Here is a 16,950-nt window from a genome sequence, read left to right on the forward strand (position 1 = left end):
CGTTCAGGTCCAGGGACCTTGGATGATGGAGGGCATGTCCGGTCTCCCCACCCTGCCCGCGCTGCGCCGCCGCGTGGACCGGTGGGCCGGTTCACCGCACGCCCTCGACGTCATCGCCGCCGTCAGCGCCTTCGCCCTGATGGTCCTGGACGTGCCGGGGCTCGCGCGCGCCGACAACTCGCTGACCGGCGTCACCGCGACCCTCGTCCTGGCGGCCGGCGCGGCCACGCTGGTGCTGCGGCGCCGGCTGCCCTGGATCCCGTACCTGGTGGCGCTCGCCCTGCTGGGCTGGCTGCACGAGCTGACGATGATTCAGTTCGCTCTGTACTCGCTGGGCCGCTTCCGGGGCCGCAGGATCGCCGTCGTCTCGACCGTGCTCTACGTGGGCGTGGCGTACGCGCTGTTCCAGACACCCGGCTGGCCCGCCCGGCACGGCGAGACGCTCAGTGACTTCCTCAGCCTCGTCGTCCCCATCGGCGTGCTCGCGGCGGGCGTCGGCATCGCCGCGTACCGGCAGGACCTGGTCCGCGCCCTGGAGTGCCAGCGTGCCGACGCCGCGGCACGGCAGGCGGTGCAGGAGGAGCGGATCTCGGTGGGCAGGGACGTCCACGACCTGGTGGGCCGGGAACTGACCGTGCTCGCCGTCCGGGCCGAGGTGCTCGCCCTCCGGGCCAGGGGCGAGGCGCACATGAAGGACTTCGAGGAGCTCGCGGACACCGCGCGGCGCGCCCACCACATGCTGAACGAGACGATCGTGCGCCGGGCCGACCACGGCACCGCCACGCCTGGTCTCGACGGGCTCTCCGAGCTCGCGGAGGAGAGCGAGCGGATGGGGAGCCCGGTCGAGCTCGCGGTCGCCGGGGAGGCGAAGGCGCTCTCCCCGTTGCGCCAGACGGCCGTCCACCGGGTCGTCCAGGAGTGTCTGACGAACGCGGCCAAGCACGCGCCGGGGCTGCCGGTGGCTGTGACGATCTCGGTGACCGGCCCCGACCTGCGCGTCGAGGTTCGCAACCCGCTCCCCACGACCCCGCCGGACCGCGCCCCGGTCTCGACGGGTACGGGGCTGTTCTCCATGGGGGAGCGCGTCACCAGCATGGGCGGCAGCCTCTCGGCCGGGCCGGATGGTGACACATACGCGGTGACCGCGCTGCTGCCGACGGGCTTCGGGGTGCACTGACGGGCCTCGGGGTGCGCCGGCGGGCCCTCGGGGTGCGCCCACGGCTTTCGGGGTGCACTGACGGGCCTCGGGGCGCATGCGGGAGGGCCGGGTGGGTCGGGAAAGTCCCGAAAGGGGTGCGTCCATCGGTCTGTCGGTCCCCCTCCGTAGACTGGGTCCGTGAGTGAGCCCCGCGACCAGTTCGACGCGTCCGACCCGTCCGACCCGTTCGACGAGATCGTCGACACAGAGACCAACCGGGACCCCGACCTGGCGGTGATCGAGGCCGGCAGCCGCACGCTGCGCGCGCAGGCCGGCCCGCCCCAGGGCGACCCCGTGCCCGCCCGGCCCGCCGACCCTGAGGTGGACAGGGCGCTGCGTGAGGTCGAGACCGAGCTGGCGACCCGCTGGGGCGAGACCAAGCTGGAGCCCTCGGTGACGCGGATCGCGGCGCTGATGGACGTGCTCGGCGAGCCCCAGCGCGCGTACCCTTCGATCCACATCACGGGTACGAACGGCAAGACGTCCACGGCCCGCATCGTCGAGGCCCTGCTGACCGCGTTCGACCTGCGCACCGGGCGGTACACCTCGCCGCACGTGCAGACGATCACCGAGCGGATCAGCCTGGACGGCGCCCCGATCTCCGCCGAGGGCTTCATCGAGACGTACCAGGACATCAAGCCGTACGTGGAGCTGGTGGACGCCCGCGAGGAGATCCGGCTCTCCTTCTTCGAGGTTCTCACCGGAATGGCGTACGCGGCCTTCGCCGACGCACCGGTGGACGTGGCGGTCGTCGAGGTCGGCATGGGCGGCACCTGGGACGCGACCAACGTCATCGACGCCTCGGTCGCCGTCGTTACTCCGATCGACCTCGACCACACCGACCGCCTCGGCGGGACGCCCGGCGAGATCGCCGGTGAGAAGTCCGGGATCATCAAGCAGGGCGCGACGGTGATCCTGGCCCAGCAGCCGGTGGACGCCGCCCAGGTCATGCTGAAGAAGGCCGTCGAGGTCGATGCGACGGTCGCCCGCGAGGGCATGGAGTTCGGCGTCGTCTCCCGCGAGATCGCGGTCGGCGGCCAGCTGCTCACCCTGCGCGGGCTCGGCGGCGAGTACGAAGAGGTCTTCCTGCCGCTGTACGGCGCGCACCAGGCGCACAACGCGGCGGTCGCCCTCGCGGCGGTCGAGGCGTTCTTCGGCATCGGCGCCGAGCACGCCCGCACCCTGGACCTCGACACCGTCCGCCGTGCCTTCGCCTCGGTGGCCTCCCCGGGCCGCCTCGAGGTCGTCCGCAGCTCCCCGACGGTGATCCTGGACGCCGCGCACAACCCGCACGGCGCGCGTGCGACGGCCGACGGCATCAGCGAGTCGTTCGGCTTCTCGCGGCTCATCGGCGTCGTCTCCACCAGCTCCGACAAGGACGCCAAGGGGTTGCTCGAAGCCTTCGAGCCGATCTTCGCGGAGATCGTCGTCACGGCGAACTCCAACCCCCGTGCGACGGACGTGGACACGCTCGCGGCGATCGCCGTGGAGGTCTTCGGCGACGACCGGGTGGTCGTCGAGCCGCGGCTGGACGACGCCATCGAGGCGGCGATCACCCTGGCGGAGGAAGAGGACGAGTACGCGGGAGCGGGCGTCCTGGTGACCGGTTCGATCTTCACGGTCGGGGACGCCCGACTGCTCCTCGGAAGGCGCTGAATCCGATGCGTACGCTCTGTGCCTCGACGCTGATCGGCGAGTTCTTCGTGATCGGGTTCGCCGGGCTCGTCGCCATGAAGGACGCGAGCCTGTCGATGGCCGCGGTCTGGTGGGTCTGCGGCATCGCGATGCTGGTGTCGGTGCTGCTGTGCGGGATGATCACGCGCCCGGGCGGGCTCCAGCTCGGCTGGGCGCTGCAGATCGCTCTTGTCGCGAGCGGCTTCGTGGTGCCGGTGATGTTCTTCCTGGGCGCGACCTTCGCGGTGCTGTGGTGGGCCTCGATCCACTACGGCCGCAAGATCGACGAGGCGAAGGCCCGCTGGGCCGCGCAGGCCGAGGCGGAGACGGCGTAGCAGCTGCGGAGACCCGGTGGCCCGCTCCCGGGACTGGGTGGCACCCAGGAAGCGGAGCAGCCCCCTCCTGAGGCTGACGCTGCGTAATCGGCGGCTGTGGTGGCCCTGTAGCCTCTGAGTCCCGCACACCGTTTTTGAAGGAGTCTCTACCGTGAGCCAGCGCACGCTCGTCCTGCTCAAGCCCGACGCCGTCCGCCGTGGCCTGATCGGCGAGATCATCGGCCGTATCGAGCGCAAGGCGGGCTGGACCATCTCCGCGCTCGAACTGCGTGAGCTGAGCCAGGACACGCTGGAGCAGCACTACGGCGAGCACAAGGGCAAGCCCTTCTACGAGCCGCTGATGGGCTTCATGCAGTCCGGCCCCGTCGTCGCCCTGGTCGTCGAGGGCGAGCGTGTCATCGAGGGCCTGCGGACCCTCGCCGGGCCGACCGACCCGATCGCCGCAGCCCCCGGCTCCATTCGCGGGGATTTCGGCACCATCGTCCGGGAGAACCTCATCCACGCCTCGGACTCGGAGGAGTCCGCCATTCGGGAAATGAAGCTTTTCTTCCCCGGTCTGGCGTGATCCGGGGCTGACCCGGTGTCAGCCATCCAACCCAACAACCTGGGGCGACCGAAGGAATTTCGGTCGCCCCCGGGCATATGAACCGTTGGGCCGGGAACGCATCGCAGCGTCCTACCGTCACCTATACAGAGGTGGACCACCGCGCGGTATCCGGGTGGGCGGCACTACGATGGAAAACTCCACGCCGCAGCACCCGAAAACCCACCACCTCGCCGACCTGAGAAGCCGTCAACGCTCCAATTGGGAAGGCCCGACGCATCCTCATGGGAAACAAGGGGAACTCAATGTCGTTCATCGGCCGTGACATGGCTGTCGACCTCGGGACCGCCAACACGCTGGTGTACGTCAGGGGTCGAGGCATCGTTCTGAACGAGCCGTCCGTCGTCGCGATCAACACCAACACCGGCGGAATCCTGGCGGTCGGCGCCGAGGCGAAGAAGATGATCGGCCGGACGCCCGGCAACATCGTCGCCGTCCGGCCCCTGAAGGACGGTGTGATCGCCGACTTCGAGATCACCGAGCGCATGCTCCGCTACTTCATCCTCAAGATCCACAAGCGCCGCTACCTGGCTCGTCCCCGGGTCGTCGTGTGCGTGCCCTCCGGTATCACCGGAGTGGAGCGCCGCGCCGTCATCGAGGCGTCCACCCAGGCCGGCGCCCGACAGGTGCACATCATCGAGGAGCCCATGGCCGCGGCCATCGGCTCGGGCCTCCCGGTCCACGAGGCCACCGGCAACATGGTCGTCGACATCGGCGGTGGCACCACCGAGGTCGCCGTGATCTCGCTGGGCGGAATCGTCACGGCACAGTCGATCCGGGTGGCCGGCGACGAGCTCGACAACGCGATCATTCAGCACATCAAGAAGGAGTACTCGCTCCTCCTCGGTGAGCGCACCGCCGAGCAGATCAAGATCACCATCGGCTCGGCGTACGACCTCGACAACGACGAACACACCGAGATCCGCGGCCGTGACCTCGTCTCCGGTCTGCCCAAGACCGTGGTCATCTCGGCCGCCGAGGTCCGCAAGGCCATCGAGGAGCCGGTCAACGCCATCGTCGACGCCGTGAAGACGACGCTCGACAAGTGCCCGCCCGAGCTCTCCGGTGACGTGATGGACCGCGGCATCGTTCTCACGGGTGGTGGCGCCCTGCTGCGCGGCCTGGACGAGCGGCTGCGCCGCGAGACCGGGATGCCGATCCACATCGCCGAGGATCCGCTGGACTCGGTGGCGCTCGGTTCCGGCAAGTGCGTGGAGGAGTTCGAGGCGCTCCAGCAGGTCCTGGACGCCCAGCCCCGCCGATAACGGATCGGCGACGATCCGCGACGATCGGCTGTACGGGTGGCAAGAACCCCCGTACGGCCGATCGTTGATATAGCGGTAAAACCGGCACGAACCGTACGGAACAACCGAACCAAGAGGAAAGGCACGGCCGCCGCACGTGAGGGACACACGAGAGAGCCGGCTGCTCCTGGTGCTGCTGATCGCCATCGCGTTCGCACTGATCACGGTGGACATCCGCGGCGGCGAGGAGTCACCGGTCGACGGCGCCCGGCAGGCAGCCGCCGCGGTCTTCGGACCGGTCGAGAACGGGGTCGCGTCAGCCGTCGACCCCATCGGCAACGCCATAGGAGCCGTACGCGACTCCGGTGAGCGCCACACCCGGATCGCCGCCCTCGAACGCGAGAACGCCGCTCTCAAGGCCAAGCTCGGCAGCGACGATCGCAACCGCAGCCGCGTCCGTGAGCTCGACACCCTTCTCAGGACCGCGGGCGCCGGGCAGTACGGCATCAAGGGTGCCGAGGTCATCGCCATAGGGGCGGCCCAGGGCTTCTCCTGGACCGTCACCATCGACGCCGGCGCCAACGACGGCATCGAGCGGGACATGACCGTGCTCAACGGCGCCGGCCTCGTCGGCCGCGTCACCACGGTCGGGCCCTCCACCGCGACCGTGCTCCTCGCCAACGACCCGGACTTCACCGTCGGCACCCGCATGGAGAACTCGGACGAGCTCGGCTTCGCCACCGGCCAGGGCAACGGCCCGCTCCTCGTGCAGCTCCTCAACGGCAAGGCGAAGGTGAAGCCCGGCGACCGGCTCGTCACCTTCGGCTCGCAGGCCAACAAGCCCTTCGTGCCCGGCGTGCCGGTCGGTGAGATCGTCCGCGTCGACCCGCTGGGCGGCGGCCTGACCCGCAACGTCTACGTCCGCCCGTACGTCGGCTTCTCCAAGCTCGACATCGTCGGCGTCGTCGTCCAGGCCCCGCGTACGAACCCCCGGGACATGGTCCTGCCGCCCAAGCCCAAGCCGGCCCCGACCGTCACCGTCACGGTCACGCCGCCGCCGCCACCGGAGGGGGAGCGGCAAGCCGGGACCGGGAACGGAGAGCAGCCGGTGCGAGACGCCACCCAGGACCAGGCCCGCAAGCCCGAGGACCAGCAGCAGGATCAACAGCAGAACCAGCAGCAGGAGCAGGGGGACTGAGGCCGTGAAGTTCAACCGCATTCTCCTCTCCGCCACCCTCGTGGTCGTCGCCCTGGTCATCCAGGTCTCCGTCCTCGGCCGCCTCCAGCTCCCCGGCGCGGTGCCCGACCTCGTCCTGTTGACCGTCCTCGGCCTCGCGCTCGTGTACGGGCCGGTCAGCGGCTCCCTCATCGGCTTCGGAGCCGGGCTCCTCTCCGACCTCGCCCCACCCGCCGACCACGCCGCGGGCCGCTACGCCCTGGTCCTCTGCGTCATCGGCTACCTCGCCGGACTCGCCCGCCCCGACAACGGCAAGCTGAAGTCCGCCACCGGCCCGATGGCCGTGGTCGTCGCCGCGGCGCTCGGCTCCACCCTTCTGTACGCGGGGGTCGGTGCCCTCGTCGGCGACACCGCCGCCCGCCATGTGGGCCTCGGCTTCCTGCTGTTCACCGCGGCGATCTACGACCTCCTCCTCGCGCCCTTCACCGTGCCGCTGATCATGGCGCTGGCCCGGCGCGCGGAGAACGACCCGCTAGCCGACACCTCCGGAGGCGGCACCGACGTCGCCTCCGGCTGGCTCTCCTCCGGCACCGGCCTGCGGATCGGGAGCCAACGCGGCGGCATGCTCGTCAAGGCAGCCCGCACCAGAGCCTCACGCGCCGGACGCATCAAGGGAGTCAAGCGACTGTGACCGAGGGGGTACCGGCAGTATGAGCAACATCCCGGAGACCGGGCGGACTCCCAGGGTCCAGATCCGTCTCGTCGTCATCCAGGTCCTCGTCTTCTCCCTCCTCCTCACCCTCGGCGGACGCCTCTGGTACCTCCAGATCCGCAACGGCAAGGAGTACACCGACGAGGCGAAGAGCAACCACGTCCAGCGGGTCGTCCAGCCCGCCGTCCGCGGATCGATCCTCGACGCCCGTGGCGTCCCGCTCGCCGACAACGAGACCCGGCTCGTGGTCTCCGCGTCCCGCACCGAGCTGATGAAGATGAAGGACGACGGCAAGGCCGTCCTCACCCGTCTCGCAGGCGTCCTGGGCATGAAGCCCAAGGAGGTCATGGACAAGGTCCGGCTCTGCGACTCCCAGACGCCGCAGCCGTGCTGGAACGGTTCCCCCTACCAGCCGATCCCGATCACCGACGAGGCCACCACGCAGCAGGCCCTGCGGATCCGGGAGAGCACCGAGGACTTCCCCGGCATCACTGCCGAACTCGCCGCCGTACGCCGCTACACGGCGCCCGGCAACGCCCGCACCGCGCAGGTGCTCGGTTACCTCTCGCCGGTCACCGACGAGGAGATCCAGAAGGCCAAGGACACCGACTCGCCGTACCTGCGCTCCGACCAGGTCGGCCGCTCCGGCATCGAACGCACCTACGACAAGGAGCTGCGCGGCAAGGCCGGTGTCACGTCGTACGAGGTCGACAAGATCGGCCGGGTCATGGGCCAGACCCAGTCCGATCCGGGCGTGCCCGGCTCCACTCTCGTCACCAGCATCGACGCCCGCGTCCAGTCGGTCGCCGAGTACGAGCTCCACCAGGCGATGAAGCTGGTCCGGGGCGAGACCGACAAGATCACCGGCCGTAAGTACGAGGCCGACGCGGGTGCCGTCGTCGTCATGGAGTCCAGGACCGGCCGCGTCGTCGCGATGGCGTCCCAGCCCGACTACGACCCCAACGCCTGGGTCGGCGGAATCTCCGGCAAGGACTACGCCCGGCTCACCAGCAAGGACTCCAACTACCCGCTGCTCAACCGGGCCATCCAGGGACAGGCGCCCGCCGGCTCCGTCTTCAAGGTGGTCTCGGCGAGCGCGGCCGTACGGGCCGGATACGACTTCAACGACAAGTACCTCTGCAGCAGCTCCTACAGCATGGGCAACCGGAGCTTCGCGAACTTCGAGTCGCAGGGGCACGGCCCCATCACCCTCGGGGACGCCCTCAAGTACTCCTGCAACACGGTCTTCTACCGTCTCGGCCACCAGGAGTGGAGCCGCGACGGCGGCCTCAAGCCCAAGAAGGACGCCCACGACTGGTTCTACCGGACCGCCCGTGACTACGGCTTCGGCTCCGAGACCGGCATCGACGTGCCGAACGAGGTCAAGGGCCGTATCCCGGACCGCCAGTGGAAGCAGAAGTTCTGGGAGGCCAACAAGGACGCCTGGTGCAAGCAGGGCAAGAAGGGGGGCACCTACGTCGAGCAGATCGCCTATGAGAGCTGCCTCGAGGGCAACCAGCTGAAGGCCTACGACAGCATCAACTTCTCCATCGGTCAGGGCGACGTCCTCATCACGCCCGTCCAGCTGGCCACCGCCTACGCGGCGATCAGCAACGGCGGCACCCTCTACAACCCGACCATCGGCAAGGCCGTGATCAGCCCCGACGGCAAGCAGATCCAGGAGATCAAGCCGAAGGCCCACGGCAAGCTGCCGGTCGACGCCCAGACCATTGCCGACCTCGACAAGGGCCTGCGCTCCGTCGTCGAGCCCGGCGGCACCGCCGCCTGGCGGTTCGGCGGCTGGCCCCAGGACAAGATCCCGATGCGGGCCAAGACCGGTACCGCCCAGGTCTACGGCAAGCAGACCACCTCCTGGTTCGCCACGTACACCGACGACTACACGATCGTCATGACGATCTCCCAGGGTGGTACGGGCTCCGGCGCCTCCGGCCCCGCCGTGCGCAACATCTACGACGCCCTCTACGGCCTCGACGACGAGGGCAACCAGGACCTCAAGCGCGCCCTGCTGCCCCAGCCCCAGAAGACGCTGCCGAAGGTCCACCCCGACGGCTCCATCGACGCGCCCGACATCAAGCCGTACGACCCCGCCTCGCAGCTCGTCAAGCCGGCCGGGCAGGGCGACGCGGCGGCTCTGGTCGATCCGGCGGGCCAGGGCGATCCGGCAGGTCAGGGCGATCCGGTCAAGCCGGACGACGGAAAGCCGCCGCTCGCGGGTACCCCGCACCTCTGGAGGGACTGACGCGATGACCGCCCGCCACGGATTCTCCGTCGCCCGGTACGCACCCGAGCGCGGGTCGCTCGCGAAACTCACCGCCCGCGACTCGGTGCTGCGCCGGCTCGACTGGCCGATCCTGCTGTCCTCGCTCGCCCTGTCCTTCCTCGGGGCGCTGCTCGTCTGGTCCGCCACCCGCGGCCGCACCGAGCTCAACAACGGCGACCCGTACTACTTCCTCTTCCGCCACGTCCTCAACACCGGCATCGGGCTCACCCTGATGATCGGCACCATCTGGCTCGGCCACCGCACCCTGCGCGGCGCGGTGCCGGTCCTCTACGGCATCTCGATCCTGCTGATCCTCGCCGTCCTCACCCCGCTCGGCGCCACCATCAACGGCGCCCACGCGTGGATCGTGATCGGCGGCGGCTTCTCGCTCCAGCCCAGCGAGTTCGTGAAGATCACGATCGTCCTGATCATGGCGATGCTGCTGGCCGCCAAGGTCGACGCCGGCGACCAGGTCCACCCCGACCACCGGACCGTCGCCAAGGCCCTGGCTCTCGCCGCGCTCCCCATGGGGATCGTCATGCTGATGCCGGACCTCGGCTCGGTGATGGTCATGGCGGTGATCGTGCTCGGCGTGCTCCTCGCCTCCGGCGCCTCCAACCGCTGGGTTCTCGGACTCATCGTCGCGGGCATCGGCGGTGCCGCACTCGTTGCCGCCCTCGGCGTGCTGGACGAGTACCAGATCAACCGCTTCGCCGCCTTCGCCAACCCCGAGCTCGACCCGGCGGGCGTCGGCTACAACACCAACCAGGCGCGCATCGCGATCGGCTCCGGCGGCCTGTACGGCGCGGGACTCTTCAACGGCCACCAGACCAGCGGCCAGTTCGTGCCCGAACAGCAGACCGACTTCATCTTCAGCGTCGCCGGCGAAGAGCTCGGCTTCCTCGGCGGCGGACTGATCATCGCGCTGCTCGGCGTGATCCTCTGGCGCGCCTGCCGGATCGCACGCGAAACGACCGAGCTGTACGGCACGATCGTCGCCGCGGGCATCATCGCCTGGTTCGCCTTCCAGTCCTTCGAGAACATCGGCATGGCCCTCGGGATCATGCCCGTGGCGGGTCTCCCACTCCCGTTCGTCTCCTACGGAGGTTCGTCCATGTTCGCCGTGTGGGTGGCGATCGGGCTGCTCCAGTCGATCCGCGTGCAGAGGCCGATAACCGCTTAGGCTCAAGAGGGTCTGCCCTTCCGTTCACTTCGCGTCTAGATTCGATTCATGGCGGAGACGAAGCGCGAGATCGAGCGGAAGTACGAAGCCACCGAGAAGACGGGGCTCCCGGACCTCACCAGGGCCCAGGGAGTCTCGGCCGTCCTCGACCGGGGCGTCGCCGAACTCGACGCCGTCTACTACGACACGGCCGATCTGCGGCTGGCCGCCGACTCCCTCACCCTGCGCCGCCGCACGGGGGGCGAGGACGCGGGCTGGCACCTCAAGTTCCCCGTCGCGTCCGGGATCCGCGACGAGATCAGAGCCCCGCTCGCCGACACCCTCCCGACGCCCCTCGCCCGACTCCTGCGCTCCCGCATCCGCTACGAGGACGTCGTCCCCGTCGTCCGCCTCCGCTCCTCCCGGAAGGTCCATCACCTCATGGACGAGTCCGGCGCCCTGCTGGCGGAGGTCTCGGTGGACACGGTCCACGCCGAGCGTCTCCCGAAGGGCCGGGACGCCTCCTGGACGGAGATCGAGGTCGAGCTCGCGGACGACGTGGACCCGGCGGTCCTCGACGCGGTCGAGATGCGCCTCAAGAAGGCGGGCATCCGTCCGTCGTCGGCGCCGTCGAAACTGGCGAGGGCGCTGGAGGAGACGGCGGAATCGGAGGCCGACGGATCCGACGGCTCCGAGGCGGCCGGATCCGATTCCGACGGATCCGCGTCGGACCCCCCCGGGGCCGACCGGCTGGACGGCGACACCGCCGGGGGCCGGGTCCTCGCCTACGTACGGGAGCAGGTCGACGCGATCATCGCCCTCGACCCCGCCGTCCGCCGCGACCTCCCCGACTCCGTCCACCAGATGCGGGTCGCCACCCGCCGCCTGCGCAGCGCGTTCAAGACGTTCCGCAAGGTCCTCGACCGCACCGTCACCGATCCCATCGGCGAGGAGCTCAAGTGGCTCGCAGGCGAGCTCGGCGTCGCCCGCGACCAGGAGGTGCTCCTCGACCGCCTGCGCGGCCGGATCGAGGGGCTGCCCCGCACCCTCCTCCTCGGCCCCGTCCCCTCCCGGCTCCGCATCTGGAACGCCGCACACGGCGGCGGCGCCCGGCGCACCGCGCTCGCCGCCCTCGACTCCGCCCGCCACCTCGCGCTCCTGTCCACCCTCGACGCGCTGCTCGCCGACCCGCCCCTGCTGAAGGGGGCCACGAAGGACGCGCCGCCGGTCCTCGCCAAGGCCGTCCTCAAGGACTACGACCGGCTCGCCCGCCGTGTCGACCACGCCCTCGCCCTCCCCGCGGGCCACGACCGCGACCTCGCGATGCACGAGGCCCGCAAGGCCGCCAAACGCGCCCGCTACGCCGCGGAGGCCGCCCGCCCCACGCTCGGTAAACCCGCCAAGCGCTTCGCCAAGCGCATGAAGTCCGTCCAGACCGTCCTCGGCGACCACCAGGACAGCGTCGTCGCCCGCGACGCCCTGCGCACCCTCGCCATCCAGGCGCACGCGGCCGGCGAGTCGGCCTTCACCTGGGGACTCCTGTACGGCCAGGAGGAGGCGGCCGGCGCCGACCGCGAGCGCGAGTTCCCGAAGGTCTGGAAGCGGGCATCGGCCCCGGAACCGAGGGCGGCACTGACCCACTGAGCACCGGGTACGCTTGAGAGTCGCCCCCTGCCAGCTCACGAAGGTTCGAGATGTCTGCTGCCGAGTCTGTCTTCCCGCAGCTCGAAGCTCTGCTCCCGCACGTGCAGAAGCCGATTCAGTACGTCGGTGGAGAGCTGAACTCCACGGTCAAGCCGTGGGAGTCCGCCGACGTCCGCTGGGCGCTCATGTACCCGGACGCGTACGAGGTCGGCCTGCCCAACCAGGGCGTCATGATCCTCTACGAGGTACTGAACGAGCGCGAGGGCGTCCTGGCCGAGCGCACGTACAGCGTGTGGCCGGACCTCGAAGAGCTGATGCGCGAGCACGGCGTCCCGCAGTTCACCGTGGACAGCCACCGCCCCGTGGGCGCCTTCGACGTCTTCGGCCTGAGCTTCTCCACCGAGCTCGGCTACACCAACATGCTCACTGCCCTCGACCTGGCGGGCATCCCGCTGGAGTCGAAGGACCGCACCGTCGACCACCCCATCGTGCTCGCCGGCGGCCACGCCGCCTTCAACCCCGAGCCGATCGCGGACTTCATCGACGCGGCGATCATCGGCGACGGCGAGCAGGCCGTCCTCGACATGACCGAGATCATCCGCGCCTGGAAGGCCGAGGGCCGCCCCGGCGGCCGCGAGGAGGTCCTCCTCCGGCTCGCCAGGACCGGCTCGGTCTACATCCCGGGCTTCTACGACGTCGAGTACCTGGCCGACGGCCGGATCTCCCGTGTCGTCCCGAACCGCTCGGGCGTTCCGTGGCGCGTGTCCAAGCACACCGTCATGGACCTCGACGAGTGGCCCTACCCGAAGCAGCCGCTGGTCCCGCTCGCCGAGACGGTCCACGAGCGGATGTCCGTCGAGATCTTCCGCGGCTGTACCCGCGGCTGCCGCTTCTGCCAGGCCGGCATGATCACGCGCCCCGTGCGGGAGCGAAGCATCACCGGCATCGGCGAGATGGTCGAGAAGGGTCTCAAGGCGACGGGCTTCGAGGAGGTCGGCCTTCTCTCGCTCTCCTCCGCGGACCACACCGAGATCGGTGACATCGCCAAGGGCCTCGCCGACCGGTACACCGAGGACAAGATCGGTCTCTCCCTCCCCTCGACCCGCGTCGACGCGTTCAACGTCGACCTGGCCAACGAGCTGACGAGGAACGGCCGTCGCTCCGGTCTCACCTTCGCCCCCGAAGGCGGCTCCGAGCGGATGCGCAAGGTCATCAACAAGATGGTCTCGGAGGAGGACCTGATCCGGACCGTCTCCACGGCGTACGGCAACGGCTGGCGCCAGGTGAAGCTGTACTTCATGTGCGGCCTGCCGACCGAGACGGACGAGGACGTCCTCCAGATCGGCGACATGGCGGTCAACGTCATCGCCGAGGGCCGCAAGGTCTCCGGCCAGAACGACATCCGCTGCACCGTCTCCATCGGCGGCTTCGTCCCGAAGCCCCACACCCCCTTCCAGTGGGCCCCGCAGCTCTCCGCGGAGGAGACGGACGCGCGCCTGGCGAAGCTCCGGGACAAGATCCGCGGCGACAAGAAGTACGGCCGCTCCATCGGCTTCCGCTACCACGACGGCAAGCCCGGCATCGTCGAGGGCCTGCTCTCCCGCGGTGACCGGCGGATCGGCGCCGTCATCCGCGCGGTCTACGAGGACGGCGGCCGCTTCGACGGCTGGCGCGAGCACTTCTCGTACGACCGCTGGATGCAGTGCGCGGAGAAGACGCTCCCCGAGATGGGCGTGGACGTCGACTGGTACACGACCCGCGAGCGTACCTACGAGGAGGTCCTGCCCTGGGACCACCTGGACTCCGGTCTGGACAAGGACTGGCTCTGGGAGGACTGGCAGGACGCGCTCGACGAGACCGAGGTCGACGACTGCCGCTGGACGCCGTGCTTCGACTGCGGCGTGTGCCCGGCGATGCAGACCGAGATCCAGGTCGGCCCGACGGGCAAGAAGCTGCTGCCGCTGAGCGTGGTCAAGTAGCCCATTCCGGTAACACTCCGGCGACGGCCCGGTGCGAGGGGAAACCCTCCGCCGGGCCGTCGCGTCATTTCCTGCATGAGCATGGAGAAGGCACAGCCCGGGGGAGAGCCGGAGGGCTGTCTGACGGCGTTCATCAGGATTCCGGTTCGGATCGTGGTGCTGGTGGTCGTCGTACCCGTCCGGCTGGTGTGGGACGTTCTCGTCGTCTGCGGGCGCGCCGTCGAGCTGCGGGTGCTGCGGCCGGTCGGGCGGGCGCTCGGCTGGGTGTTCCGGACGCTGGTGGCGAAGCCGGTCGTCTGGCTGGCCAAGGCCTTGTTCGTCTGGCCGTGGGTGGCGCTGTGGCGGTATCTGGTGGTGCCGGTGGCCCGGTACGGGTTCGTGGTGCCGGCCCGGTGGCTCCACCGGTCGGTGCTCACCCCGGTCGGGCACGGCCTCGCGTGGTTCCTCACCACGGTGGGCGGCGGACTGGCGTGGTTCTTCACCCGGCTGGGCGAGGGCCTCGGTGTCATCGGCCGCTGGGTGGGCAAGGCGCTGTTCGTCTGGCCCTGGGTCGCGCTGTGGCGGTACGTGCTCGTGCCGGTCGCCCGGTACGGGATCGGGATCCCCGCGGCCTGGATGTACCGCTGGATCCTCACCCCGCTCGGCAAGGCCGTCGCCTTCGTGGCCCGGTACGGGTTCGTGGTGCCGGCGCTCTGGCTCCACCGGTCGGTGCTCACCCCGCTCGGCCATGGGCTGACATGGCTGTTCACCGGTCTCGGCCGCGCTCTGGTGTGGCTGGCCGGGGCGCTGTTCGTCCGGCCGTGGGTCGCACTGTGGCGGTACGGGATCGTCCTGCCCCTCGGATGGCTGTGGCGGCGGGTCCTCGCACCGCTCGGGCGTGAGATCGCCGACGCCTTTCGGGTCTGCTGGCGCATCGCGGGGTTCATCTCCCGGGCGGTCGGTCGGGTACTCAAGTGGGTGGCCTGGAATCTCTTCGGGCGACCCGTGACCTGGTTCTACCGCTCCGTCTGCGCCCCCGTCGGGCACTGGGTCCGCGACCGGATCTGGGTGCCGGCCGAACGGGCGGCCGTCGAGGCCGGCCGGGCCGCCCGGGGAGCGCTCCGCTCGGCCCGCGCGACCGTGCGGCAGGCCCGCCGTGATGCCTGGCACGCGCTGGTCGGCGGAGCCCGGGCGACCGAGCCCGGGGAACCGGTGGTGGCCTCTGCGCGTACTCTGGGTAGTACAACAACCGCCTCCGGCGTGGCGCCCGCACCCGAGATCTCCCTGCGAAAGCAGGGGTGAGCCGGTCGGGCTCCCCAGAGGCCACCCGTATTTCGTGGGCGGCGCTCCACCGCGCCCGCCCCGCACCGAGGAGAAGAACCACTGGGCAAGCGACAGCCCGAAGGCCCGCCGCCCGCACCGGCGGTGCAGCGCATCCGACTGCGCTACACCAAGCGCGGCCGCCTCCGGTTCACCAGCCACCGTGACTTCCAGCGCGCCTTCGAGCGTGCGCTGCGCCGCGCCGAGGTGCCGATGGCGTACTCGGCCGGCTTCACCCCGCACCCCAAGGTGTCGTACGCCAACGCCGCCCCCACGGGTACGGGCTCCGAGGCCGAGTTCCTGGAGATCGCGCTCACCGAGACGCGTGACCCGGAGATCCTGCGAGTCCTGCTCGACGAATCGCTCCCGGACGGCCTCGACATCACCGATGCCGTCGAGGCCCGTACCTCGGGACTCGCCGACCGGCTCACCGCCTCCGTGTGGGAGCTGCGGCTCGACGGCGTCACCGTCGAGGACGCGGAGAAGGCCGTCGAGGCCTTCCTCGCGGCCGACACCGTGGAAGTACAGCGCAAGACCAAGAACGGCATCCGCACCTTCGACGCCCGCTCGGCCGTCGCCGACCTCGTCGCGGACCATCCACAGGCACGTCCCGAAGCTGATAGGCCCCTGGACAATGCCTGTGCGATACTGCGGCTGGTTGTTCGGCACGTGACACCTGCCGTACGACCCGACGACGTCCTGTCCGGTCTCCGAGCTGTGGCCGACCTGGCGCCGCCGGTCCCCGCAGCGGTGACCAGGCTGGCGCAGGGGCTCTTCGACGAGGAGTCCGGCACGGTGACCGACCCGCTCGCGCCCGACCGCGAGGCAGTCACGGCCGCTCCACCCACGGCCGCCGCGACCGCCTCAGCGACGGCGCAGGGTGCAGGTTCCGCGTAGGGAGCGGTCGTTGTAGCGCAGCCCTGGAACTCGGGAGCCACCTGGGTCGGGCAGCGCACTGACCCAGGAGACTTTCGCCAGGCCGTGCGTACAGAACGCGTACGGAACCGGCGAGCCAGACATCAGCTCCCGTGCGGCGCCCGCGCCCCGGACGGCGGCACCGCGCACCTCGCGCGACAGTGCCGCCGGACCGGAACAAGGCGCGGCGCCCGGGAGCGTGACGGGAGAACCGCCCGCATGCTCGAGCAGCACGAAGAAAACACCGACAACAACGCACCTGGTGACAAGCTGCCGCCGCGCCGTCGGCGCCGCGCCGCTTCCCGCCCCGCCGGTCCGCCGGTGACGGCGGAGGTCGCCGAGACCGAGGCCGAGGTCGTCGTGGAGACGCCGGCCGCCACGCCGGAGCCCACGGAGGAGCCGGCCGCCCCCGCACGTCCCCGCCGTCGGGCGACCCGTAAGGCCACGTCCGCGGAGCCGGTGGCCGAGGCCGCCGCAGAGGCCGCGCCGGCCGAGGCCCCCGTCGAGGAGCCTGCCGCGCCCGCGCGTACGCGTCGCCGTGCCACCCGTAAGGCCACGTCGCCGGAGCCGGTCGTCGCGGCCGAGACCGAGGCCGCCGCCGAGGTCGCGCCGGTGGCCGAGGAGGCCCCGGTCGAGGAGCCTGCCGCGCCCGCGCGTACGCGTCGCCGTGCCACCCGTAAGGCCACGTCGCCGGAGCCGGTCGTCGCGGCCGAGACCGAGGCCGCA

The 16,950-nt window shown here is 70.5% G+C and carries 13 protein-coding genes and 1 pseudogene; all 14 read left to right on the forward strand.

What is annotated here, in order from left to right:
* Positions 1–34: 34 nt before the first annotated feature.
* The gene (locus ACZ561_RS07570; RefSeq protein WP_470990781.1) at positions 35–1,177 is read left to right on the forward strand and encodes a sensor histidine kinase; all 1,143 of its coding nucleotides are present in this window, start codon (positions 35–37) and stop codon (positions 1,175–1,177) included.
* A gap of 159 nt (positions 1,178–1,336) precedes the next feature.
* Entirely contained in the window at positions 1,337–2,854 is a 1,518-nt protein-coding gene (gene folC, locus ACZ561_RS07575; protein WP_470990783.1) for a bifunctional tetrahydrofolate synthase/dihydrofolate synthase, read from the forward strand.
* Between the two features lie 5 nt (positions 2,855–2,859).
* Positions 2,860–3,207, forward strand: a complete 348-nt coding sequence (locus ACZ561_RS07580; RefSeq protein WP_470990785.1) for a DUF4233 domain-containing protein — start codon at positions 2,860–2,862, stop codon at positions 3,205–3,207.
* Positions 3,208–3,358: 151 nt separating this feature from the next.
* Positions 3,359–3,772, forward strand: a complete 414-nt coding sequence (ndk, locus tag ACZ561_RS07585) for a nucleoside-diphosphate kinase (RefSeq protein WP_376441937.1) — start codon at positions 3,359–3,361, stop codon at positions 3,770–3,772.
* A 284-nt stretch (positions 3,773–4,056) separates the two neighbouring features.
* Positions 4,057–5,076 carry a rod shape-determining protein gene (locus ACZ561_RS07590; RefSeq protein WP_056640532.1) on the forward strand — a complete coding sequence of 340 codons (1,020 nt, stop codon included), beginning with the start codon at positions 4,057–4,059 and terminating at the stop codon, positions 5,074–5,076.
* A 136-nt stretch (positions 5,077–5,212) separates the two neighbouring features.
* Positions 5,213–6,253 (forward strand): rod shape-determining protein MreC, encoded by a 1,041-nt coding sequence (gene mreC, locus ACZ561_RS07595; RefSeq protein ID WP_470990787.1) that lies wholly within the window; start codon positions 5,213–5,215, stop codon positions 6,251–6,253.
* Between the two features lie 4 nt (positions 6,254–6,257).
* On the forward strand, positions 6,258–6,923 hold the full coding sequence (gene mreD, locus ACZ561_RS07600; RefSeq protein ID WP_470990789.1) for a rod shape-determining protein MreD: 666 nt from the start codon (positions 6,258–6,260) through the stop codon (positions 6,921–6,923).
* A 19-nt stretch (positions 6,924–6,942) separates the two neighbouring features.
* The gene (mrdA, locus tag ACZ561_RS07605) at positions 6,943–9,204 is read left to right on the forward strand and encodes a penicillin-binding protein 2 (protein ID WP_470990791.1); all 2,262 of its coding nucleotides are present in this window, start codon (positions 6,943–6,945) and stop codon (positions 9,202–9,204) included.
* Positions 9,205–9,208: 4 nt separating this feature from the next.
* Positions 9,209–10,408 carry a rod shape-determining protein RodA gene (gene rodA / locus ACZ561_RS07610; RefSeq protein ID WP_470990793.1) on the forward strand — a complete coding sequence of 400 codons (1,200 nt, stop codon included), beginning with the start codon at positions 9,209–9,211 and terminating at the stop codon, positions 10,406–10,408.
* 48 nt (positions 10,409–10,456) lie between these two features.
* Complete coding sequence (locus tag ACZ561_RS07615; RefSeq protein WP_470990795.1) at positions 10,457–12,031, forward strand: CYTH and CHAD domain-containing protein; 1,575 nt, start codon at positions 10,457–10,459, stop codon at positions 12,029–12,031.
* A gap of 50 nt (positions 12,032–12,081) precedes the next feature.
* On the forward strand, positions 12,082–14,010 hold the full coding sequence (locus ACZ561_RS07620) for a TIGR03960 family B12-binding radical SAM protein (protein ID WP_470990797.1): 1,929 nt from the start codon (positions 12,082–12,084) through the stop codon (positions 14,008–14,010).
* Positions 14,011–14,085: 75 nt separating this feature from the next.
* Positions 14,086–15,291, forward strand: coding sequence for a hypothetical protein (locus ACZ561_RS07625; RefSeq protein WP_470990799.1), 1,206 nt, complete (start codon positions 14,086–14,088; stop codon positions 15,289–15,291).
* A gap of 123 nt (positions 15,292–15,414) precedes the next feature.
* Entirely contained in the window at positions 15,415–16,206 is a 792-nt protein-coding gene (locus tag ACZ561_RS07630; RefSeq protein ID WP_470990801.1) for a TIGR03936 family radical SAM-associated protein, read from the forward strand.
* A 237-nt stretch (positions 16,207–16,443) separates the two neighbouring features.
* Positions 16,444–16,950: pseudogene (locus ACZ561_RS07635) on the forward strand (ribonuclease E/G); the annotation flags it as partial.

Source organism: Streptomyces sp. NPDC039609 (assembly GCF_055596705.1).

What these genes read in the sequence shown, in the direction of transcription:
- ACZ561_RS07570 (WP_470990781.1), top strand. Translation starts at nt 35, where the DNA reads ATGTCCGGTCTCCCCACCCTGCCCGCGCTGCGCCGCCGCGTGGACCGG.
- ACZ561_RS07580 (WP_470990785.1), top strand. Translation starts at nt 2,860, where the DNA reads ATGCGTACGCTCTGTGCCTCGACGCTGATCGGCGAGTTCTTCGTGATC.
- ACZ561_RS07590 (WP_056640532.1), top strand. Translation starts at nt 4,057, where the DNA reads ATGTCGTTCATCGGCCGTGACATGGCTGTCGACCTCGGGACCGCCAAC.
- mrdA (WP_470990791.1), top strand. Translation starts at nt 6,943, where the DNA reads ATGAGCAACATCCCGGAGACCGGGCGGACTCCCAGGGTCCAGATCCGT.
- rodA (WP_470990793.1), top strand. Translation starts at nt 9,209, where the DNA reads ATGACCGCCCGCCACGGATTCTCCGTCGCCCGGTACGCACCCGAGCGC.
- ACZ561_RS07615 (WP_470990795.1), top strand. Translation starts at nt 10,457, where the DNA reads ATGGCGGAGACGAAGCGCGAGATCGAGCGGAAGTACGAAGCCACCGAG.
- ACZ561_RS07620 (WP_470990797.1), top strand. Translation starts at nt 12,082, where the DNA reads ATGTCTGCTGCCGAGTCTGTCTTCCCGCAGCTCGAAGCTCTGCTCCCG.
- ACZ561_RS07625 (WP_470990799.1), top strand. Translation starts at nt 14,086, where the DNA reads ATGAGCATGGAGAAGGCACAGCCCGGGGGAGAGCCGGAGGGCTGTCTG.